This window comes from Shinella sp. WSD5-1, from assembly GCF_963942435.1.
Lineage (GTDB): Bacteria > Pseudomonadota > Alphaproteobacteria > Rhizobiales > Rhizobiaceae > Shinella > Shinella yambaruensis.
The window spans coordinates 637,289-659,445 of the sequence record NZ_OZ012596.1 but is presented as its reverse complement, the minus strand read 5'-3'; the positions used below and the strand labels follow the sequence as shown (position 1 = coordinate 659,445).

Annotated in this window: 16 protein-coding genes; 6 read left to right on the top strand and 10 right to left on the bottom strand. The window is 65.1% G+C overall.

Annotated features, from left to right (window positions below):
• Window positions 1-296 precede the first annotated feature (296 nt).
• Window positions 297-971 (top strand): HAD-IA family hydrolase, encoded by a 675-nt coding sequence (locus AABQ55_RS03020; protein ID WP_336314393.1) that lies wholly within the window; start codon window positions 297-299, stop codon window positions 969-971.
• Window positions 972-1,153: 182 nt separating this feature from the next.
• Here AABQ55_RS03020 and dnaJ read toward each other — a convergent pair whose 3' ends face one another.
• Window positions 1,154-2,284, bottom strand: coding sequence for a molecular chaperone DnaJ (dnaJ, locus tag AABQ55_RS03015; protein WP_244770413.1), 1,131 nt, complete (start codon window positions 2,282-2,284; stop codon window positions 1,154-1,156).
• 241 nt (window positions 2,285-2,525) lie between these two features.
• A complete protein-coding gene (gene dnaK, locus AABQ55_RS03010) occupies window positions 2,526-4,442 on the bottom strand; it encodes a molecular chaperone DnaK (protein ID WP_064332092.1) in 1,917 nt (638 codons plus the stop codon).
• Between the two features lie 1,449 nt (window positions 4,443-5,891).
• On the opposite strand from dnaK, the gene AABQ55_RS03005 reads away from it, so the two are divergent.
• On the top strand, window positions 5,892-6,068 hold the full coding sequence (locus AABQ55_RS03005) for a hypothetical protein (protein ID WP_244770415.1): 177 nt from the start codon (window positions 5,892-5,894) through the stop codon (window positions 6,066-6,068).
• Between the two features lie 9 nt (window positions 6,069-6,077).
• Here the strand turns inward: AABQ55_RS03005 and AABQ55_RS03000 are convergent, their stop codons facing one another.
• The 5 genes from AABQ55_RS03000 to AABQ55_RS02980 form a co-directional block, all read right to left on the bottom strand.
• A complete protein-coding gene (locus tag AABQ55_RS03000; protein WP_272807208.1) occupies window positions 6,078-8,294 on the bottom strand; it encodes a transglycosylase domain-containing protein in 2,217 nt (738 codons plus the stop codon).
• Between the two features lie 206 nt (window positions 8,295-8,500).
• A complete protein-coding gene (locus AABQ55_RS02995) occupies window positions 8,501-8,929 on the bottom strand; it encodes a BA14K family protein (RefSeq protein WP_398432458.1) in 429 nt (142 codons plus the stop codon).
• A 101-nt stretch (window positions 8,930-9,030) separates the two neighbouring features.
• Window positions 9,031-9,978, bottom strand: coding sequence for a lysylphosphatidylglycerol synthase domain-containing protein (locus AABQ55_RS02990; protein WP_244770417.1), 948 nt, complete (start codon window positions 9,976-9,978; stop codon window positions 9,031-9,033).
• Between the two features lie 196 nt (window positions 9,979-10,174).
• A complete protein-coding gene (locus AABQ55_RS02985; protein WP_244770418.1) occupies window positions 10,175-11,566 on the bottom strand; it encodes a dipeptidase in 1,392 nt (463 codons plus the stop codon).
• Between the two features lie 117 nt (window positions 11,567-11,683).
• On the bottom strand, window positions 11,684-12,124 hold the full coding sequence (locus AABQ55_RS02980) for a MarR family winged helix-turn-helix transcriptional regulator (protein WP_244770419.1): 441 nt from the start codon (window positions 12,122-12,124) through the stop codon (window positions 11,684-11,686).
• A gap of 434 nt (window positions 12,125-12,558) precedes the next feature.
• On the opposite strand from AABQ55_RS02980, the gene polA reads away from it, so the two are divergent.
• Entirely contained in the window at window positions 12,559-15,546 is a 2,988-nt protein-coding gene (gene polA / locus AABQ55_RS02975) for a DNA polymerase I (protein WP_272807207.1), read from the top strand.
• A 223-nt stretch (window positions 15,547-15,769) separates the two neighbouring features.
• On the opposite strand, the gene AABQ55_RS02970 is transcribed toward polA, so the two are convergent.
• Window positions 15,770-17,575 carry an ABC transporter ATP-binding protein gene (locus AABQ55_RS02970; protein ID WP_272807206.1) on the bottom strand — a complete coding sequence of 602 codons (1,806 nt, stop codon included), beginning with the start codon at window positions 17,573-17,575 and terminating at the stop codon, window positions 15,770-15,772.
• Between the two features lie 316 nt (window positions 17,576-17,891).
• Between AABQ55_RS02970 and AABQ55_RS02965 the strand changes: the two genes are divergently transcribed.
• Window positions 17,892-18,893, top strand: coding sequence for a glycoside hydrolase family 5 protein (locus tag AABQ55_RS02965; protein ID WP_443021165.1), 1,002 nt, complete (start codon window positions 17,892-17,894; stop codon window positions 18,891-18,893).
• 99 nt (window positions 18,894-18,992) lie between these two features.
• On the opposite strand, the gene AABQ55_RS02960 is transcribed toward AABQ55_RS02965, so the two are convergent.
• Complete coding sequence (locus tag AABQ55_RS02960) at window positions 18,993-19,181, bottom strand: hypothetical protein (RefSeq protein WP_244770423.1); 189 nt, start codon at window positions 19,179-19,181, stop codon at window positions 18,993-18,995.
• Window positions 19,182-19,334: 153 nt separating this feature from the next.
• Between AABQ55_RS02960 and AABQ55_RS02955 the strand changes: the two genes are divergently transcribed.
• The gene (locus tag AABQ55_RS02955; RefSeq protein ID WP_244770424.1) at window positions 19,335-19,916 is read left to right on the top strand and encodes an IMPACT family protein; all 582 of its coding nucleotides are present in this window, start codon (window positions 19,335-19,337) and stop codon (window positions 19,914-19,916) included.
• 307 nt (window positions 19,917-20,223) lie between these two features.
• Window positions 20,224-20,883, top strand: a complete 660-nt coding sequence (locus AABQ55_RS02950; protein ID WP_272807204.1) for a peroxiredoxin — start codon at window positions 20,224-20,226, stop codon at window positions 20,881-20,883.
• 141 nt (window positions 20,884-21,024) lie between these two features.
• Here the strand turns inward: AABQ55_RS02950 and AABQ55_RS02945 are convergent, their stop codons facing one another.
• On the bottom strand, window positions 21,025-22,011 hold the full coding sequence (locus AABQ55_RS02945) for a Gfo/Idh/MocA family protein (protein ID WP_272807203.1): 987 nt from the start codon (window positions 22,009-22,011) through the stop codon (window positions 21,025-21,027).
• Window positions 22,012-22,157: the final 146 nt, after the last annotated feature.

Below are 22,157 nucleotides of genomic sequence, written 5' to 3'. Positions count from 1 at the left end.
GCACAAGCCGCCCCGGCCCGCAGGGGCAGACTATCGCATATGGAGTTCGGCCCTGCCGCTCTCCCCTTCTCCTCGCGGGGAGAAGGGAATGTGGCAGCGGCTTGCTTCCATAGGCGATGGCTCTTGGGGAGAGATGCCGGCAGGCAGAGGGATCTTTGCAGCCGATCGCGCTACGCTAGCCGGAAGATGAGCCCCTGGCGACGCCGGGCCGGTTGCCTGCATGATGCGGAGCAGGTAAGCCAGAACCTCCCGCCGTGCCTTGCATTCTCCCCCTCCCAGCCCGCAGGTCCTCCGCCTTGTCCTCCTTCCTTCCCGTCTTCGACCGTTCATTCTCCGCCTTCCTCTTCGACATGGACGGCACGATCATCAACTCCATTCCGGCCACAGAGCGCGTCTGGACGCGCTGGGCGCTGAAGCACGGGCTGGACGTGGCGACCTTCCTGCCGACCATGCATGGCGTGCGCGGCATCGACACGATCACGCGGCTCGGCCTGCCGGGCGTCGATCCCGTCGCCGAGGCCAAGGAGGTCGAGCGCGAGGAGATGGAGGATGTCGAGGGCGTGCTGCCGATCCCGGGCGCGATCGCCTTCCTTTCCGCGCTGCCGGCCGGCCGCTGGGGCATCGTCACCTCGGCGCCGGTGGCGCTCGCCCATCGCCGCCTCGCCGCCGCCGGCATTCCGCTGCCCGCGGTCATCGTGACGGCCGACGACGTGACGCGCGGCAAGCCGGCACCGGACGGCTACCGGATGGGCGCCGAGCGGCTCGGCTTCGACCCGGCCGATTGCCTCGTCTTCGAGGACGTGCCGGCGGGCATTCTTGCCGGCGAGGGCGCCGGCGCCCATGTCGTGGTGATGACCGCGACGCACCATCACCCCATCGAGACTGGCCATCCGACGCTGCAGAGCTACGAGGGCATCACCACGCAAGCCGATGCGGACGGCCGGTTGACGCTGCTGCGGGCGGCGGGCTGACACGCGGGCTCCCGTTTCACGAAACAGGAAAGCCGGGATGTCTCCATCCCGGCTTCCGGCTGCTGATAACATCCGCCAAGTTCTCCTCCGTCATGGCCGTCCATAACCCATTGAAGAATGGATCCTCGGGCCAATCCCGAGGATGACGGAGCGCTTGGGGCGATGTTTTTTCACGAGAGCGGTCAGCCCTCGAAGAACTCCTTCATCCGCGCGAAGAAGCCGGCGGATTCCGGGTTGTTGTCCTTCGAGGAGATCTCCTCGAATTCCTTGAGCAGCTCGCGCTGGCGCTTGGTCAGCTTCTGCGGCGTCTCGATCTGGATCTGGATGTAGAGATCGCCGACCTGCGTGGAGCGCAGCACCGGCATGCCCTTGCCCTTGAGGCGGAACTGGCGGCCGGCCTGGGTGCCCTCGGGCACCGAGACGCGTGACTTGGTGCCGTCGAGCGTCGCCACGTCGAAGGTGCCGCCGAGCGCCGCCGTCGTCATGGAGATGGGCACGGTGCAGTAGAGGTCCGCCCCGTCGCGCTGGTAGAATTCATGCGGCTTTACCGACAGGAAGATGTAGAGATCGCCCGCAGGCCCCCCGCGCACGCCCGCCTCGCCCTCGCCGGAGAGCCGGATGCGCGTGCCGTCCTCGATGCCGGCCGGGATGTTGACCGACAGCGAGCGCTCTTCCGTGACGCGGCCATGGCCGTGGCACTTGGTGCAGGGATCGCTGATCGTCTGGCCGCGGCCATGGCAGGTCGGGCAGGTGCGCTCGATCGAGAAGAAGCCCTGTGCGGCGCGCACGCGGCCGGAGCCCTGGCAGGTGGCGCAGGTCTTCGGGCTGGTGCCGGGCTTGGCGCCGGACCCGGAACAGACGTCGCAGGTGATCGACGTCGGCACGCGGATCTGCGCCGTCTTGCCGGCATAGGCCTCTTCCAGCGAGATCTCCATGTTGTAGCGCAGGTCGCCGCCGCGCTCGCGGCCGCCGGCCGAGCGCCGCTGACGCCCGCCGCCCATCATCTCGCCGAAAATGTCCTCGAAGATGTCGGAGAAGCCGCCGCCCTGGAAACCGCCGCCGCCGAAGCCGCCGCCCATGCCGCCCTGCTCGAAGGCCGCATGGCCGTAACGGTCGTAGGCCGCGCGCTTCTGCGGGTCCTTGAGCGTGTCATACGCCTCGTTGACGTCCTTGAACTTCTGCTCGGCGGAGGCATCGCCCGGATTCTTGTCCGGGTGGTACTTCATCGCCATCTTGCGGAAGGCGCTCTTCAGCTCCTTCTCGTCGGCGCTCTTGGAAACACCCAGCGTCTCGTAAAAATCAGCTTTTGCCATTCGGGTTCACGTCCGTTTCGTGGGAACGGTCTTCTTGTTATGGACCTGGAAGCTTGCCTTAGCCTGCATGCCTGAAAAGCGCGCATGCAAAAGGCGGAAGCCGGAGCGAAGGAAAAGCCAAGACATCGTCGCCGCGGTAAACGGGAGTGATCATCTTGTCTTTTTCCCTTCGCGCTGACTTCCGCCTTCTCGCTATCCGTTGCACCGGCCGCGAGAGAGCGCGGCCGGCAGTTCAGGAGGCTCAGGCCGACTTCTTGCGGTCGTCCTCGTCCTTGACTTCCTCGTAGTCGGCATCGACGACATTGTCGCCGGCCTCGCCCGAGGCAGAAGAGGCGTTCTCCTCGGCCTGCTGGGCCTCGTAGATCGCCTGACCGAGCTTCATGGAGACTTCCATGAGCGTGTTGGTCTTCGCCTTGATGTCGTCCGCATCGGGCTCGGAAGCCTCGACGGCGGTCTTCAGCGCGGCGATGGCGTCCTCGATGGCCTTGCGGTCGGCCTCGGAAACCTTGTCGCCATATTCCTTCAGCGACTTTTCCGAGGAGTGGATCAGGCTTTCGGCCTGGTTCTTCGCCTCGACGCCCTCGCGGCGCTTCTTGTCGGCCTCGGCATTGGCCTCGGCGTCCTTGACCATCTTCTCGATGTCGGCGTCGGAAAGACCGCCGGAGGCCTGGATGCGGATCTGGTGCTCCTTGCCGGTGCCCTTGTCCTTGGCCGAGACCTGCACGATGCCGTTGGCGTCGATGTCGAAGGTGACTTCGATCTGCGGCATGCCGCGCGGGGCCGGCGGAATGCCGACGAGGTCGAACTGGCCGAGCAGCTTGTTGTCCGCCGCCATTTCGCGCTCGCCCTGCGAGACGCGGATGGTCACGGCCGACTGGTTGTCCTCGGCGGTCGAGAAGGTCTGGCTCTTCTTCGTCGGGATCGTCGTGTTGCGCTCGATCAGACGGGTGAAGACGCCGCCCAGCGTTTCGATGCCGAGAGACAGCGGGGTCACGTCGAGGAGCAGGACGTCCTTGACGTCGCCCTGCAGAACGCCGGCCTGGATGGCGGCGCCCATGGCGACCACTTCATCCGGGTTGACGCCCTTGTGCGGCTCCTTGCCGAACAGCTGCTTGACGGTTTCCTGCACCTTCGGCATGCGGCTCATGCCGCCGACGAGAACGACCTCGTCGATCTCGGCTGCCGAAACGCCGGCATCCTTGAGGGCTGCCTTGCAGGGCGCGACGGTGCGCTGGATGAGGTCGTCGACGAGCGCTTCGAACTTGGCGCGGGTCAGCTTCATCGTCAGGTGCTTCGGACCGGTCGCATCCGCCGTGATGAACGGCAGGTTGATCTCGGTCTGCTGCGAGGACGAGAGTTCGATCTTGGCCTTCTCGGCGGCTTCCTTGAGGCGCTGAAGGGCGAGCTTGTCGTTCTTCAGGTCGACGCCCTGGTCCTTCTTGAACTCGTCGGCGAGGTAGTTGACCAGACGCATGTCGAAGTCTTCACCGCCGAGGAAGGTGTCGCCGTTCGTCGACTTCACCTCGAAGACGCCGTCGCCGATTTCCAGCACCGAGATGTCGAACGTGCCGCCGCCAAGGTCGTAGACGGCGATGGTCTTGCCGTCCTTCTTGTCGAGGCCGTAGGCGAGCGCGGCGGCCGTCGGCTCGTTGATGATGCGCAGCACTTCAAGACCCGCGATCTTGCCGGCATCCTTGGTCGCCTGGCGCTGCGCGTCGTTGAAATAGGCCGGAACCGTGATGACGGCCTGGGTGACGGTCTCGCCGAGATAGGATTCGGCCGTTTCCTTCATCTTCTGCAGGATCATCGCGGAGATCTGCGAGGGGGAATAGCCCTTGCCGCGGGCATCGACCCAGGCATCGCCATTGTCGCCCTTGACGATCTTGTAGGGAACGAGGCCCTTGTCCTTCTCGACGAGCTTGTCATCGTAGCGGCGGCCGATGAGGCGCTTGACGGCGAAGAGGGTGTTTTCCGGGTTGGTGACCGCCTGGCGCTTGGCCGGCTGGCCGGTCAGCCGCTCACCGTCTTCGGTGAAGGCGACCATGGAAGGCGTCGTGCGCGCGCCTTCTGCATTTTCGATAACTTTCGCGTCCTTGCCATCCATGACGGCGACGCAGGAATTGGTCGTCCCGAGGTCGATACCGATTACTTTAGCCATGTCATTCTCTCCTTGAAGCGAACTGCCGGAACCCATTCAGGCATTCGATTGGCAGCCCCTAATGGTATGGTCTTCACGAAAGCATGGGCCGCAGCCCTGCCTTGCGGCGTATATAAGGAGCCCTCCAGACGACTGCAAGACATTGCCGGGCCGCAAAGCTCGCAAAATCAGCGCGTCCGATGGACTTGGTGTACCGCCCTCGCAACCCGCAATCAACCACAATCCTCTCCGGTGTTTCAAGCAACGGCTCGAGGTCTTGGCGGCTTCCGGAGAGATGGGATCTTAAGACCCGGAAATGTAGAACATCCGGCATGGACGGAGGTGTCGGATAGAGAGCGACGGAAGGAAACATATAATATTTTCCTTCACTTGTACGCAGTGTAAAATTTTTCTCCAGGTAAATTTATTCCCGTCTTCGACAACGCGCACACACCGCAAGTATACGAAACGGTTGAGGGACTGATACGGGCCAACGAAGCAACGGCACAGGAGGCGATGCTCCGAGCGCTCCAGTTAAAATTACCTCGGACCGGTATCGGGCCGTTTGCAAAGGAGTGGATTGCCGCACCAGCAACCAATAAGCGGCTTACCAGAGCGGAACAGGCGGATATTGATCGCATAGGCCGGGCGTACGGATGTCATTGGTGTGGTACAAAGAGGTCGGGAACGCCCACTGCTGGTGGTGCAGCAAATCACAAGGCGGCTTGATATCAAAGGGAAGTCATTGAGGTCATGTCTGTTGAAACGCTTACAATCGCTCCAGAATATCTAGTATCTATATCGCCGGTCGCACCGGTGTCGATATTCCAATGCACATGGATCGACAGGGAATCTTTGCATCGCCTCAGTGTATAAACGTTCCTGCCTATGACTGGAAGCATGGAGACACGAATGTCACTTTCGGCCCGTTCGATGAGCTGAATGAAACAGCCGAACCGGCATTTGATGGATTTCTCGAAACTTCACACAAGCGGCTTATTGTTTTTGGCGTAACAGTATCTGAGTACGCCAGCACAACAGTTCCATCAACAAAAACGCGAATCCGCATTTGGCTCGATCATCCAATTGAGTCTTCAAATGTCGTTATTGCTTGTGGATAAGAAATATATTAGTGTTCTGAGGCGCTAATATTGCAAATTACATTTAATCTATATAATATTTTTATAAATGGCACGACGTTATGACTGCATATAACCATAACATGTTTATTATCTCCTGGAGACAGAAAGGCACGCTTGGCGAGAAGATGCTGCTCAAAGGAGGCGGGACACCCTAGAATAGCTACTCTTCGCTTCAGCATCACTGCCTTAATACAGCAGAATTTATCTGGCAAACCGGGATATACGCGACATTCCTTACAATCTCAGGGAAAAAATTCATTCCATCGACTCCTGACTGCATCATGATGGCGACACCAGTTTTTCCGTTGGAGAAGCTTCGGAAATAACCATGTCGACGCCCCCGACATTCGACGGGTTTCTCGACACGCCCGACAAGAGGCTTGTCTTCTTCGATGCCAACGAGCCGGAGTTTGCCAGCGTATCGGTGCCCACCGTCAAAACGCGCATTCGGATCTGGATCGATCACCCGAGGGAGCCGGAAAATGTCGTCATCGCCTTCGGATAAACGCGACCGTCAGCCCCCCAGCAGCACGTCGAAAAGCGTCGTCCGGCGCGTGCCGGTCTGTCCCTGCTGGCCGACGTCTGCGGGCGGCGTAAGGCCGTCGTCGAGCGGAACGGCGCCCGCCTCGCCGTTCGCCATCGCCTGCCCGTCGCGGGCGGGCTCGTTGCCCAGCGTGCGGGAGATGATGTCGAAGAGCTGATCGCCTTCCGGGGCCGGTTCCGTCCCGTCCACGGCAGGCTCGCCGCCGGCCGTGCCGAAGAGCGGCGAAGGCGCAAGGCCCTCATGGGCGGCGGTCATGAACTGGCTCCAGGCCTTCGCGGGGAGCCCGCCGCCCGTCACCTTCTTCATCGACTTGCCGTCGTCGTTGCCGAACCAGACGCCGGTCGTCAGGTTGCTGGTGTAGCCGACGAAGAGCGCGTCGCGGAAGGACTGCGTCGTGCCCGACTTGCCGGCCGCCGGCCAGCCGGGAATGCGGGCGTTCTTGCCGGTGCCCTCGGTGATGACGCGCATCATCATGCCGTTCATCTGGGAGACGACGCCGGGTTCCAACACGCGCGGCGGATTGTCGTAGGTGTTCTCGTAGAGCACCCGGCCGTCGGCCGTCGAAATGCGGCGGATGATGTGCGGCGTCGCCTTGTAGCCGCCGTTCATGAAGGGCGCGTAGGCGGCGGTCAGCTCGACCAGCGTCACCTCCGACGTGCCGAGCGCGATCGAGGCGTTCGACTGAAGCTCCGATTCGATGCCGAGCCTGCGGGCGAGTTTTATAACGTCGTCCGGGCCGACCTCCATGACGAGCTGCGCGGCAATCGTGTTCAGCGACTGGGCGAGCGCAGAGGAGAGCGTCACCTCGCCGCGATATTTCTGGTCGTAGTTCTCCGGCGTCCACTTGCCGATCCTGACCGGCGCGTCGTTGCGCACGGAAAGCGGCGAGCGGCCGGCTTCCAGCGCCGCCGCATAGACGAAGGGCTTGAAGGCCGAGCCCGGCTGGCGCTTGGCCTTGGAGGCGCGGTCGAACTGGCTTTCCGCATAGTCCCGCCCGCCGACGAGGGCCCGGATGGCGCCGGTGCCGTCGATCGAGACGAGGGCGGCCTGCGAGGCGTTCGACTTTTCGCCCTCCTTGTCGAGGAGCGCGGTGATCGCCTCGTCGGCCTTCTTCTCGAGGTCGAGGTCGATCGTCGTGTCGATGACGAGGTCCTCGGTGATGTCGCCGATCATGCCCGGCAGCTGGGCCATGACCATGTCGGCGGCATAATGCTGGGCGCCGGACCAGTAGCTCTTCGCCCGCGCCGGCGTCTGCGACATGGCGGTCTTGATCTCGGTGTCGGTGACGAAGCCCTCTTCGCGCATCGCGCCGAGCACGATCTGCGCACGCGCTTCCGCCGCCTCCGGATCGCGCGCCGGGGAGAGGCGCGAGGGCGCCTTCAGGAGGCCGGCGAGAAGGGCGGCCTCGCCGAGATTGACGTCCCGCGCCGACTTGTTGAAGTAGCGCCGCGCGGCGGCCTCGACGCCGTAGGAATTCGAGCCGAAGAAGACGCGGTTGAGATACATCGCCAGGATCTGGTCCTTGGAATATTTGTGCTCCAGCCAGAAGGCGAGCAGAACTTCCTGAACCTTGCGCTCCAGCGTGCGCTCCGGCGAGAGGAACATGTTCTTGGCGAGCTGCTGGGTCAGCGTCGAGCCGCCCTGCACCATGCGGCCGGTGGTGATGTTGGTCAGCATCGCGCGGGCGAGGCCGAGCGGATCGATGCCGAAATGCGAATAGAAGCGCCGGTCCTCGATGGCGATGACGGCCTGCGGGATATAGGGCGACATGTTCTCCAGCGACAGCGCCTCGCCGCCGGTCACGCCGCGATTGGCGATGATGTCGCCGCTGACGGCGAGGATCTTCAGGTTCGGCGGCCGGTCGGGGATCGACCAGCTCGTGGCGCTCGGCATGCGCGCGCCGTAGTAGAGGACGAGGCCGCCGACACCGATGGCGCCCCAGATGCCGAGCACGACGCACCAGTAGAAGAGCCGGCGGAAAAGGCCGAAGAAACCGCCGCCGGCCGCCCGCCGGCGCCCGCCGGAGCCGCGCCCCGGCCGCTCGGCCCTCGGTGGCTTGCCGCGCCCCTTGCGGCCGCCGCCTGCCACGCGATCTCCCGCGCCGACATGGAAATCATCCTCGTCGTCGTGCCCACCCGATCCCCGGAAGGACGGTTCGATGCGCTGGGATTTGCGATTGGCTGCCATAAGCGGTCGGATACACCTCGAAAACGTCGCCGTCCGGTGGACCTTAAATGCGGCGATTTAAGGGGTCGTTAAGAAGCGGTGAACGCGCAGGCGACAGTTTGAGGGGGATTTGAGAGAAGATCGGGCGGCCTTGCGGGCCGCCCGGGATATCGCGTTCCGGTCCTGCGTCGTTGCCGGCGCAGACCGTTCAGGCACGTTTACCTTGCTCAATAGTAAGGCGAGAGGCACTCGCGGCGGCCGCCATAGTTGGGCTGGAACGTGTTGTCGTAGGCCCGGTACGAGCGGTAGCGCGCATAGCACCATTCGGTGTGGCGCGGATTGATGCCCTCGTAGCGCGGCCGGGCATAGCCGTCATTGGCGATCGCGCCGCCGATGATCGCACCCGCACCGAAGGCGGCCAGCGGATACCACCAGCCATCCGAATGGCGGCGATAGCCGCGACGTTCGTAGCGATAGCCGCGATGGCCATTGTGCCAGCCGCGGCGCTCGCGCCACTGGACCTGCTGGACATCGCTCGCCTGAGAAGCGCCGACCTTCGGCATCGGCACGGCAAAGGCCGGTGCGGATACGAATGTCGTGGCGAACATGGCGACGGCCATGGCAGCGGCAATGCCGCCCTTGATCGTTGTCTTCATGTCGGTCTCCCTTGGATTGTCACTGTTTCACAGTGATCAAGACGGATGACAGCATGAAACAATTCGACTGAATGCAGGATGAACCGAACTTCTCCATCGCCTCAGTCCTCGCCGTTGCCCAGCCGGCTGAGGAAACGCTGCCGCTCGAAGACGAGGATGACCACCAGCGCCATGATGAAGGGGATGATCAGGTAGAACAGCCGGAAGACGGCGAGCGCGGCCAGCACCGCCGCCGGATCCATGTCCGGCAGGCCGGCGATGAAGACGAGCTCCAGGACGCCGATGCCGCCCGGCGCATGGGACAGCAGCGCCACCGAGAAGGAGGCGAGGAAGATGCCGAGCACGACGAAGAAGCCCGGATTGCCCTCCGCCGGCAGCACGAAATAGATGATCGCCGCCGCGCCGATCAGCTCGATCGGCGCGATGATGAGCTGGCGGAAGACCAACGAGGGCTTGGGATATTCCAGCTTCAGCCAGCGCGTATTGATCGGCCGGAAGCCGACGAGACTGCCCACCACGTAGAGCACGACCAGCGCCAGGATGAAGACACCGGTCGAGAACGCCGCCTCGATCGGCAGGAATTCGGCGAACCGCCCGACGATCTCCGGCTCCAGCACCAGCACCAGGCCGAACAGCATGACCGTGCCGAGCGCGAAGGTGAAGGAGCAGAAGGCGACGAGGACGCCCACCTCCGATCCGGTCAGCCCCTTCGACGTATAGGCGCGGTAGCGCACCAGCGCGCCGGAGAACACCGAGGCGCCGATATTGTGCGACAGCGCATAGGTGGTGAAGGAGGTGATGGTGATGAACCACAGCGAGATGCGATGGCCGAGATGCTCGAGCGCCAGGTGGTCGTAGGCGGCGAGCGCCGCATAGGCGACGAGCGTGGCGCCGCAGGCCAGCAGCCAGCCGGAGACCGGAATGGCATGGAGGCTCGCCATGAACTCGTCGAGCGACAGGCCGCGGAGATCCTTGTAGAGGATATAGACCGACAGGATGATCGCGGCGGTGCTGACGAGCGGCCAGAAGAACTTTTTCAGCCGCTTCATCCCGCCTTCCCCCCTGCTGCCGGCGCCCCACAGCCCGGGCAGCGAGGTGTTCTCGCAATCTTTCCTGACGCCATTCTCACCCTTTCCCCATGTCCGGGCCGTCGTCGCCTGTCCGCGCGCGGTCCTTGTCTTTTGAGGAAACCAGCATTTCCGTTCCGTCCGGTTAATGCTGGCCTCCCATGTCATCACATCTGTGTCAGCGCGCCGCGAGCGCCGAAAGAATGCGCACCCACGAGCGGATGCCCTTTTCGAAGGAGCGCAACTCGTATTTCTCGTTCGGCGAATGGATGCGGTCGTCCGACAGCGCAAAGCCGACAAGCAAGGATTCCATGCCGAGCATCTTCTGGAAATCGCCAACGATCGGGATGGAGCCGCCCATGCCGATGACGACGGCGGGCTTCGGCCATTCGTCCGACAGCGCGCTCTTCGCCTTGCCGAGCAGCGCGGAATCGTAGGGAAGCTGGATGGCCGGCGAGCCGCCATGGGCATGGAACGTCACCGAGCAGTCCGCCGGGACGCGCGCCCGCACATAGGCGCGGAACGCATCGCGGATCTTCGCCGGATCCTGCTTGCCGACGAGGCGGAAGGAGACCTTTGCCGAGGCTTCGGCGGCGATCACCGTCTTGAAGCCCTCGCCCGTATAGCCGCCAGTGATGCCGTTGACCTCGGCGGTCGGGCGCGCCCAGGTGAGCTCCAGCACGGAGCGGCCCTTTTCCCCCGAGGGGATCGACAGGCCGATCTCGCCGAGGAAGCTCTCGGCCGTCTTGCCGAGCGTTTCCCACGCCGCCTTGATCTGGCTCGGCGTTTCCTCGACGCCGTCATAGAAGCCGTCGAGCGTCACGCGGCCGGTCTCGTCGTGCAGGCCGGCGAGGATATTCGACAGGATATGGATCGGGTTTGCCGCAGCCCCGCCGAAATAGCCCGAATGCAGGTCCCGGTCGGCCGCCTTGATGACGATCTCCTCGCCGACGAGGCCGCGCAGGCCCGCGGAGATGGCCGGCGTGTCGGCATCCCACATGCTGGTATCGCAGACGAGGGCGAAATCGGCCGTCAGCTCGGCAGCATTGGCCTCGAGGAACGGCTTGAGCGAGGGCGAGCCGGATTCCTCCTCGCCCTCGAAGAGGATGGTGACGCGGCAGGGCAGGCTGCCCGCCGTTTCCTTGTAGGCGCGGCAGGCTTCCACGAAGGTCAGGAGCTGGCCCTTGTCGTCCGACGTGCCGCGGCCGGTGATGATGCGCCGGCCCTTGCCGGCATCGCGCACCGCTGGCTCGAAGGGATCGTGGTCCCACAGGTTCAGCGGGTCGACCGGCTGGACGTCGTAGTGGCCGTAGAAGAGCACATGCGGCGCATCGGGCTTCGCGCCGTCGTGATGGGCGACCACCATCGGATGGCCGGGCGTGTCGCGCACCGTCGCATCGAAGCCGAGCGAGCGCAGCTCCTTGACCAGCCATTCGGCCGCCCGCCGGCACTCCGCCTTGAAGGCCGGATCGGTGGAGATGGACTTGATGCGCACCAGCTCGAACAGGCGTTCGAGGCTGGCCGGAACGCCGGCGCTGGCGCGATCGAGAACGGGCAGGATGTTGGTCATGGATGAACCCCCAGGACATGGTGCGGGCGCGCTCTTGCGGTGCAACATGCAGCAAATCAAATGAATTTCGGCGCGACATTAGACCGATCGGCTCGGTCAGGGCAAATCGTATGACGATCAGAGGCGCGGATCGCGGCCGAGATTGGCGAGCACCATGCGCATATACTCCAGGAGCAGCTCCCGCTCGAAGCGCCGGAAGCCCCGGAAGAGCGCGTCCTCGGTGGCCAAGGCCGCCGCCATCGCGGTCTCGCGCAGCGCCTTGCCGCGGCTCGTCAGGAAGACGAGCTGGGCCCGCCTGTCCTTCGGGTGGCGCCGGCGGGAGATGAGCCCGTCGCGCTGCATGCGGGCGAGCGTGCTGGCCATGGTCGCCTGTTCGATGTCGAGCCGGTCGAGAAGCTCGCGCTGGGTGAGGCCGTCGCCGCTCCACAGCTCCAGGAGGACCGGGAACTGGCCGGGCGCGAAACCGGCCCCGTCCGCCCGCGCCTGAAGGGCGCGGGACGCCGCCTTCGCCAGGAGATTGGCGAGGTACGCTGCCGACTCCTTCCGGTCAAATTCCATGAAGCGAAAGCTAAGCCGGTTTTGGGCGGAAGACAATGGATCGCAGGCGATGCTTTGGCGAGCGGGAGAGCTCCCAGCCTTTCTCCCTGCACTCGCCCCATTCAGCGACGCGGCCCCAGAAACGAGAAGCCGCCGACGACAGGAGGCTTGTCGCGGCGGCTTCTTCGAATGATGGACAAAGGCCCGGAGAGGGGGATGAGGCCTTTGTCCTTTGTCTGGCGCGGCGGGGGACAGGCCGGGTGCCAGACAACGGCTTTGATCAGGTGCCGATGAACAATATCTGTGGGTTCGAATGTGGCTTTTCAAGGGTTTCAAGCGCCCGGGAAAATTACAAATCGGTAACGTTCGTGTGAGGCTTCCCGGCCCCTGGAAAGGCCTGTTTGCCCGCAATGAAAGATGGACGCGGAAAGCCGCCCGCGCTATCCATTCACCCCATGAAAAAAGGTGATCATCTCTTCCTCGTCGACGGCTCCGGCTTCATCTTCCGCGCCTTCCACGCCATCCCGCCGCTCAACCGCAAATCGGACGGGCTGCCGGTCAATGCCGTCTCGGGTTTCTGCAACATGCTGTGGAAGCTCCTGAAGGATGCGCGCAACACCGATGTGGGCGTGACGCCGACCCATTTCGCGGTCATCTTCGACTATTCCTCGAAGACCTTCCGCAACGACCTCTACGACCTCTACAAGGCGAACCGCACGGCACCGCCCGAGGACCTGATCCCGCAGTTCGGCCTTATCCGCCACGCGACGCGCGCCTTCAACCTGCCCTGCATCGAGAAGGAAGGCTTTGAGGCCGACGACCTGATCGCCACCTATGCCCGCCTTGCGGAGGCGGACGGCGCGGATGTCACCATCGTCTCCTCCGACAAGGACCTCATGCAGCTCGTGACTGAGAACGTCTCAATGTATGACGGCATGAAGGACAAGCAGATCTCCATTCCGGAAGTCGTCGAGAAATGGGGTGTGCCGCCGGCAAAGATGATCGACCTCCAGTCGCTGACCGGCGATTCGACCGACAACATCCCGGGCGTTCCCGGCATCGGCCCGAAGACCGCCGCGCAGCTCCTCGAGGAATATGGCGACCTCGACACGCTGCTTGCCCGCGCCGAGGAGATCAAGCAGGTCAAGCGCCGCGAGAACATCATCGCCAACCGCGAGCTCGTGCTGCTCTCCCGCCAGCTCGTGACACTGAAGACCGATACGCCGCTCGACACGCCGCTCGACGACCTGATCCTGCATCCGCAGGACGGGCCGCGGCTGATCGCCTTCCTGAAGGCGATGGAATTCACCACGCTGACGCGCCGTGTCGCCGAAGCCTGCGATTGCGACGCGGGCGCCATCGCGCCGGCGGACGTGCCGGTCGAATGGGGCGCCGAGGCGCATGGCCCGGACCTCGACAAGGGCGACGTCGCCGGCCCCACCCTCGTGCTCGACGGCAAGGAGACGGCGGCCGAGGCCGCCGCGACGCTGCTGCCCACCGCCGGCGTGGATGGCGACACGCCCTCGGCGCTCGCCAGGGCCCGCGCCGAACGCTTTTCGGCCGCGCCCATCGACCATGCCGGCTACGAGACCGTGCGGGATATCGAGACGCTGGACCGCTGGATCGCCGCCGCGCGCGAGACCGGCCTCGTCGGCTTCGACACCGAGACGACCTCGCTCGACGCCATGCAGGCGGAGCTTTGCGGCTTCTCCCTTGCGATCGCCGACAATGCCAAGGACCCGACGGGCACCGTCATCCGCGCCTGCTACGTGCCGCTCAACCACAAGAACGGCGTCGGCGACCTGCTCGGCGGCGGCCTTGCCGAGGGGCAGATCCCGATCCGGCCGGCGCTGGAACGGCTGAAAAGCCTGCTGGAGGACCCTTCCGTCCTGAAGGTCGCGCAGAACCTCAAATACGATTACCTCGTCATGCGCCGCCACGGCATCACCGTTCAGGGTTTCGACGATACGATGCTGATGTCCTACGCGCTCGACGCGGGTGCCGGCACGCACGGCATGGACACGCTCTCCGAACGCTGGCTCGGCCACAAGCCGATTTCCTACAAGGACGTCGCCGGCTCGGGCAAGGGCGCGCAGACCTTCGACATGGTGGATATTTCCCGCGCCACGGCCTATGCGGCGGAAGACGCCGACGTGACGCTGCGCCTCTGGCACGTCTTGAAGCCGCGGCTCGCCGCCAACCGCATGACCACCGTCTACGAGCGGCTGGAGCGCCCGCTGGTGCCGGTGCTCGCCCGCATGGAGGAGCGCGGCATCACCATCGACCGCCAGGTGCTGTCCCGCCTTTCCGGCGAACTCGCGCAGGGCGCCGCCGGCCTTGAGGAGGAGATCTACGACCTTGCCGGCGAACGCTTCAACATCGGCTCGCCGAAACAGCTCGGCGACATCCTGTTCGGCAAGATGGGCCTGCCCGGCGCCTCCAAGACGAAGACCGGCCAGTGGTCGACCTCCGCACAGGTGCTGGAGGACCTCGCCGCCCAGGGCATTCCGCTGCCGCGCAAGATCGTCGACTGGCGCCAGCTCACCAAGCTGAAATCCACCTACACGGACGCCCTGCCCGGCTTCGTGCATCCCGACACGAAGCGCGTGCACACGTCCTACGCGCTCGCCGCCACGACGACCGGCCGCCTCTCCTCCTCCGATCCGAACCTGCAGAACATCCCGGTGCGCACGGCGGAAGGCCGCAAGATCCGCACGGCCTTCATCTCGACGCCCGGCCACAAGCTGGTCTCGGCCGACTACAGCCAGATCGAACTGCGCGTGCTCGCCCATGTCGCCGACATCCCGCAGCTGAAACAGGCCTTTGCCGACGGCATCGACATCCACGCCATGACGGCGTCCGAAATGTTCGGCGTCCCGGTGGACGGCATGCCCCCGGAGGTCCGCCGCCGCGCCAAGGCGATCAATTTCGGCATCATCTACGGCATCTCGGCCTTCGGCCTTGCCAACCAGCTCTCCATCGAGCGCTCGGAGGCCGGCGACTACATCAAGAAATATTTCGAGCGCTTCCCGGGCATCAAGGACTACATGGACCAGACCAAGGCCTTCGCCCGCGAGAACGGTTATGTCGAAACCATCTTCGGCCGCCGCGCGCATTACCCGGAGATCAAGTCGTCCAATCCCTCGGTGCGCGCCTTCAACGAACGCGCCGCGATCAACGCCCCGATCCAGGGCTCGGCCGCCGACATCATCCGCCGCGCCATGGTCAAGATGGAGCCGGCGCTCACCGCCGCCGGCCTTTCCGCCCGCATGCTGCTGCAGGTGCATGACGAACTGATCTTCGAGGTCGAGGACGGCGAGGTGGAAAAGGCGATCCCCGTCATCATCGGCGTGATGGAAAACGCCTCCCTGCCGGCGCTCGCGATGAAGGTGCCGTTGAAGGTGGATGCACGGGCGGCGCACAATTGGGACGAGGCGCACTGAGGGCAGCGAACGGCCCCTCATCCGCCTGCCGGCACCTTCTCCCCGCAGGCGGGGAGAAGGGATCGAGGAGCAAAGCTTCCTTCCCAAGGGCATTGTTTCGGGAAACCCGTGCGACATACCCCTTCTCCCCGCGGGGAGAAGGGAACACCGGCAACGTCGAATCCTATCTGCGATTGCCCTTCGGACTTCGGAAAGAAAGTCCCAGCAGCGAAATGAGGAACCCCTACGCCTCCGCGATCTCCGCATGTCCCGTCTGGATGTTCCAGAGATTGCGATAAAGCCCCGGCCGCTCCACAAGCGCGCCGTGCGAGCCCGACTGGATCACCCGGCCCGCCTCCATCACATGGATGGCGTCGGCATGCACCACCGTGCTCAGCCGGTGCGCGACGAGGATGACCGTGCGCTTGCCCTTCATCCTGGCGAGCGAGCGCTGGATCGCCGCCTCCGTCTCGTTGTCGACGGCGCTCGTCGCCTCGTCGAGGATGAGGATCGCCGGATCGATCAGCAGCGCGCGGGCGAGCGCGATGCGCTGGCGCTGGCCGCCCGAGAGCTTCTGGCCGTATTCGCCGATCTGGCTTTCGTAGCCGTCCGGAAGGTCGCGAATGAAGCCGTCGGCCTCCGCCATGCGCGCGGCGGCCTCGACCTCCTCGCGGCTCGCGCCGGGCCGGCCATAGGCGATGTTGTCGGCGATCGAGCCGGAAAACAGCGTCACCTCCTGCGGCACCCAGGCCATGCTCTTGCGCAGACATTCGCCGGACCAGTCGGCGAGCGGCACGCCGTCGAGGAGGATGCGGCCCTTCTGCGGGCGGATGAAGAGGCCGAGCAGCTTGATCAGCGTCGACTTGCCGCTGCCCGTGGGCCCGACGAGGGCGACCGTCTCGCCCGCCTTGATGGCGAGGTTGATGTCGGTGACGCCGCCGGGGCTCGTCGCATAGCGGAAGGTGACGCCGTCGACCTCGAAGCGGCCGGAGACCTTTGCCTCGTGCGTGCCGTGCGGTTCGCCGCGCGGCTCGTCGAGCAGGCGCAGGATGCGGCGCGTCGAGGCCATGGCGCGCTCGTAGAGGTCGGCGATCTCGGCAAGGCCGGTCATCGGCCAGAGCAGGCGCTGGGTGAGGAAGACGAGCAGGCCATAGGCGCCGACCTGCATCTCACCGTTCAGCGTCAGCCAGCCGCCGATCAGGAAGGTGGCGAGGAAGCCGGACAGGATCGCCATGCGGATGATCGGGATGAAGGCGGAGGAGACGCGGATCGCCGCCCGGTTCGCCTCGACATAGCCGCGGCTTTCCGCCGTCAGCGCCGCCGTCTCGCGCGCCTCCGCCCCGAAGGCGCGGATGGTCTGGAGGCCCTGCAGGTTGGTGGTGAGCCGCGCGCCGAGCCCGCCGGCCCGCGCCCGCACCGCATCGTAGCGCGCCTGCGCCCGGCGCTGGAACCAGAAGGCGCCGGCGATGATCGCCGGCACCGGCGTGAAGGCGATGACGGCGATCAGCGGGCTGACGATGAAGAACACCGCACCGACGAGGATGACGGCGGAAAAGGTCTGGATCAGCTCGTTCGCACCGCGGTCGAGGAAACGCTCCAGCTGGTTGATGTCGTCGTTCAGCACGGCGACGAGGTCGCCGGAGCGGTTCTCCTCGTAGAAGCTCGTCGGCAGGTGCTGGGCGTGGTCGTAACAGAGGATGCGCAGGCGATGCTGCACGTCCTGCGCCAGGCCCCGCCAGAGGATCTGGTAGAAATATTCAAACAGCGATTCGCCGAACCAGATGAGGAAGGTGGCGATGCCGAGCAGGGTGAGCTGGTGCACGGGATCGGTGATGCCGACCTGCGCCACGAAGGAATCCTTGCCGCGCACCACCACGTCGAGCGCGATGCCGATCAGGATCTCCGGCATGACGTCGAAGATCTTGTTGATGACCGACGAGGCGACCGCCCGCATCACGCGGCCCTTCTCGTCGCTGACGAGCGACAGGAGAACACGCAGCGGATGGCGCTTGCCGGAGGAAAGGGGAGCGGACGTCTCGGGAGCGGGCATGGAAGGAACCTGTTGTCGGGGCCGGCCGATCCATCGGACGGCCCTCCGCCTCTAGAACATTTTGCAGCGGAGTGGAATCGCCCGGGCCGCATGCCTGGGCGGATGCAGGCCGAAACGGCACCGGGACGTCGTATTCTCTCAATTCATTCCACGAAAAGACGGGCCGCCTTAACACCGCCTTAAGATCGTGTGCGTCTTGATCGGCTCCCAAGCACGGGGTGCGATACCCCACGGAACCAACCGGCGCCCGGCCGGAACGGAGGCAGGCGTGCAATCCCTATCCGGCGCGGCGGCGCGCTTTCGACTGGTGGCGGCCATGGCGGCCCTGATTCTTCCCGTTCAGGCGAGCGCGGCATGCCTCAGCGGCGTGAACCTCGCCGGCGCCGAATTCGGCGAGGGGCGCGGCACCTTCGGCAAGGACTATACCTATCCGTCCGCCGAAACGATCGCCTATTTCGCCGGCAAGGGTTTCAATGCCGTGCGCCTCCCCTTCAAATGGGAACGGCTGCAGCCGCGGCTGAACCGCGGCTTCGACAGGGCGGAGCGCAAGCGGCTCACCGACACCGTCAAGGCGCTGCGCGGCGCCGGCATGACCGTCATCCTCGACCCGCACAACTACGCCTATTACGGTGACAAGCAGGTCGGCTCGGCCGAGGTGCCCGACAGCGCCTTCGCCGATTTCTGGCGCCGGCTCGCCGAGGACTACAAGAACGACGGCGGCGTGCAATTCGGCCTGATGAACGAGCCGCACGACGTATCCGCCCCGCAGTGGCTCGCCTCCGCCAATGCGGCGATCGCGGCGATCCGCGATGCGGGCGCGAAGAACCTCGTGCTCGTGCCCGGCACGATCTGGACGGGGGCGCACAGCTGGGAAGAGGAGCGGGAGGGCGGCGCCAACGGCACCGTCATGCTCGGCATCGAGGACCCCGCCGACAACCACGCCTACGAGGTGCACCAGTATCTCGACGCCGATTTTTCCGGCAAGGCGGACACCTGCACGCGGGCGGACGACGCCGTGGCCGCGCTGGAGCGCTTCACCGACTGGCTGAAGCGCAACAACAAGCGCGGCTTCCTCGGCGAGTTCGGCGGCGCGGCGGACAAGGCCTGCCTCGACGGGCTCGCCCGTATGACCGCGCTGGTCGGCAAGGAAAGCGCGGTCTGGACCGGCTGGGCCTATTGGGCGGGCGGCGACTGGTGGCCGGCGACGGAGCCGCTCAACATCCAGCCGACCGCCGACGGCGACCGGCCCCAGCTTGCCGCGCTCATCGCCGGCGGCGGACTGCCGGCCAAGGCCGGCACCTGCGCGGCGCTTCCCTGACCCCCAGCTCCGGCACGATGGCGGAGCGGTCATGTCCCGCTGCCTTTGCCCGACCACAGGAAATCATCGATGATTTCCTGTAGCAGAGACTGTCCTGCCTCAGAAGAAGACGTGCAGCGGCCACTGGACCGGGCGGCGGGAGGAGGAGAGCCGGCTGCCCTCGAGCGGCAGCCTGTCTTCCGTCGCGCGGCCGGCCGTGTCGTCGCTTGCGGATTGCTCGTCCTTCGGCTGGAAGCCGACCGGGTAGAGGTTGAAGTAACCAAGCGTCACGCCGCCGAGATAGATCATGCGGTAGGCTCCCGTTCCGTTTAACGTCCCGGTCAACATCATGGCGGAATCGTGGCACCTGTCAATAGTCTATAGAATTGGTGCTCTATTCCGCCCTTGAAACGCACCGCGCCGAGGGAGTACGAGGCAGCCCGACGCCACCGGGAAGACGCCTTGTACACGCTGGACCAGACAGAGCTGTTCGAAGAGGAAATCCGCAAGAGCCGGTTCCGCGCGATCGCCTGCCCCGTCGAGAGCGAAGCCGAGGCGAAGGCCCGGCTGGCCGAGGTCTCGGACCCCGCGGCCAACCACAATTGCTGGGCCCTGCGCATCGGCCAGACCTACCGCTTCAGCGACGACGGCGAGCCGAGCGGCACGGCCGGAAAGCCGATCCTGCAGGCGATCGACGGCCAGGCGCTCGACCGCACGCTCGTCGTCGTCACCCGCTGGTTCGGCGGCATCCTGCTCGGCAGCGGCGGGCTCATCCGCGCCTATGGCGGGACGGCGGCCGCCTGCCTGCGCGCCGCCGCCAAGACCGAATATGTCGAGCGCGTCGCGCTGTCGGTCTCGCTCGGCTTTTCCGATCTCGCGCTGGTCAAGGCGCGGCTTTCCGCCCTTGCCGGCCTCGTGATGGACGAGGAGACCTTTCACGCGCGGGGCGCGCGCCTTGCCTTCCGCGTGCCGGCGGAAAAGGCGGAGGAGATCGGCCGGATGATCGCGGACCTGACGAGCGGGCGCGCCGGGATCGGCAAGTAGACGGTTCGGGCGCAAACCGCGGCGCTCCCTTGCCGGAATGGCGCCGGGGCCGGAAATTTGCCCTTCCGGTCAAAAGAAATCCCCTTCCATTTCCCGCCGGCTTCGCGGAACGGTTTGGCGCGTCATCCGCAAGCCGCCGAAAGCCTTCATCCCGCCGGCGCAAAGGGCGCAAAGATGCGCTTCCGCGCGGACGGCAGGCGACGGCGGGCCGCTATAGGCAAGGCGTTTTTTTCGTTCTATCTACCGCCTCGGACATATTTTCGCGGGGGCTATCCTGCGATCCCCGCATGAAAGAGAGGACGATCCCATGAGCCTGCGCATCAACGACATCGCTCCGGACTTCACCGCCGAGACCACCATCGGCCCGGTCAGCTTCCACGACTTTATCGGCGACGGCTGGGCGGTGCTCTTCTCGCACCCCAAGAACTTCACCCCGGTCTGCACCACCGAGCTCGGCGCCATGGCCGGCGTCGAGGGCGAGTTCCGCAAGCGCGGCGTGAAGATCATCGGCATCTCGGTCGATCCGGTCGACAGCCACGCCAAGTGGAAGGACGACATCCGCACCGCCACGGGCTTCGACGTCGAGTACCCGCTGATCGGCGACAAGGACCTGAAGGTGGCGAAGCTCTATGACATGCTGCCGGCCGCCGCCGGCGACACGTCGGAAGGCCGCACGCCCGCCGACAATGCCACCGTGCGCTCCGTCTTCGTCATCGGCCCGGACAAGAAGATCAAGCTGATCCTCACCTACCCGATGACGACGGGCCGCAACTTCGCGGAGATCCTGCGCGCGATCGATTCGATCCAGCTCACCAGCAAACACCAGGTGGCGACGCCCGCCAACTGGCAGCAGGGCGAAGACGTGATCATCACCGCCGCCGTCTCCAACGAGGACGCCATCACCCGCTTCGGCGCCTTCGACACCGTCCTGCCCTACCTGCGCAAGACGAAGCAGCCGGCCGCCTGATCCGGCATTGCGCCTCCGCCCTCCAGGCAGCGGAGGCCCGTGTGAAACGAGGCGTTGCCTCTTGCCCCTTCTCCCCGGCGGGGAGAAGGGAAGAGCGGGGCCGCCGCGCCGTTTCCGGGGCTGAGATGGATGCCTCCTGCCTCAGACCGGCTCCCAGCCGTCCTTCTCGCTGGCGCGGTAGATGGCGTCGATGAGCCTCTGGTTGAGGCGCGAGTTTTCCAGCGATACGACCTCCTCGTCCCCTCCGAGCGCCGCCCGGGTGAAGGCTTCGGCCTCGCGCCTGTACTGGCGGGCATCCTGGAAGCGGAAGAGCTGGCTTTCGCTGTGGCTCTGGTTGGTGAGCTCGATCTCCTCCGCCCCGTAGCGATCGGCATTGAAGGGCGACTTCACCTCGATGAAGCCCCTGTCGCCGTGGAAGACCATGACCTGGCGCTGGGCGAGCTGGGTGGAGACGTAGAAGGAGAGCTCGAAGTCGCCGAAATCGGCGCGCACGCTCGAATAGATGTCCGTGCCGAATTCCGGGTCGCGCTCCGTGCTCGCCTGCACGCGGACCGGCTCCTTGCCGGTGGAAAAGCGCGTGGTGATGGTCGGGTAGACGCCGATGTCGGGCAGGCCGCCGCCGCCGAGCGCCGGCACGTTGCGCATGTTGCCGGGGTCGCGGTTGAAATAGGTGAAGGCGCCCTGCACATGGCGCAGCCGGCCGATCGCGCCTTCGGCAAGCAGCGCGCGGACCTTGCGCCAGACGGGGCTGTAGGTGACCATGAAGGCTTCCGAGATCAGCACCCCGTTGCGGTCGCGCGCGGCGATCAGCGCGTCGATCTCCCCGGCCTTGAGCGCGATCGGCTTTTCGCACAGCACATGTTTTCCCGCATCCGCCGCCTTGATCGACCACTCCACATGCTGGGACGTCGGCAGCGGGATATAGACGGCGTCGATCGTGTCCGAGGCCAGCATCTCCTCGTAGGAGCCGAAGGCATGCGGCACCGAGAAGCGGTCGGCCATGGCGCGGGCCTTGGCGAGGTCACGGCTGGCAATGGCGGTGATGACGCAGTTTTCCGCGTCCTGGATGGCCGGCACGACGAGTTCGCGGCCGATCTTGGCCGTCGACAGGATTCCGAAACGCAGCATGGTGATCTCTCCCTGATTGCGACAGGAGACTAAAGCATGTCGCGCAAAAGTGTGCAGCGGTTTTGCGGCAACGACATGCGAAAAATCAACGACCTAAAGCGCGAGGAGCGAAGCTGAAAGATCGCGACGCGCTTTCGTCGCGAGGT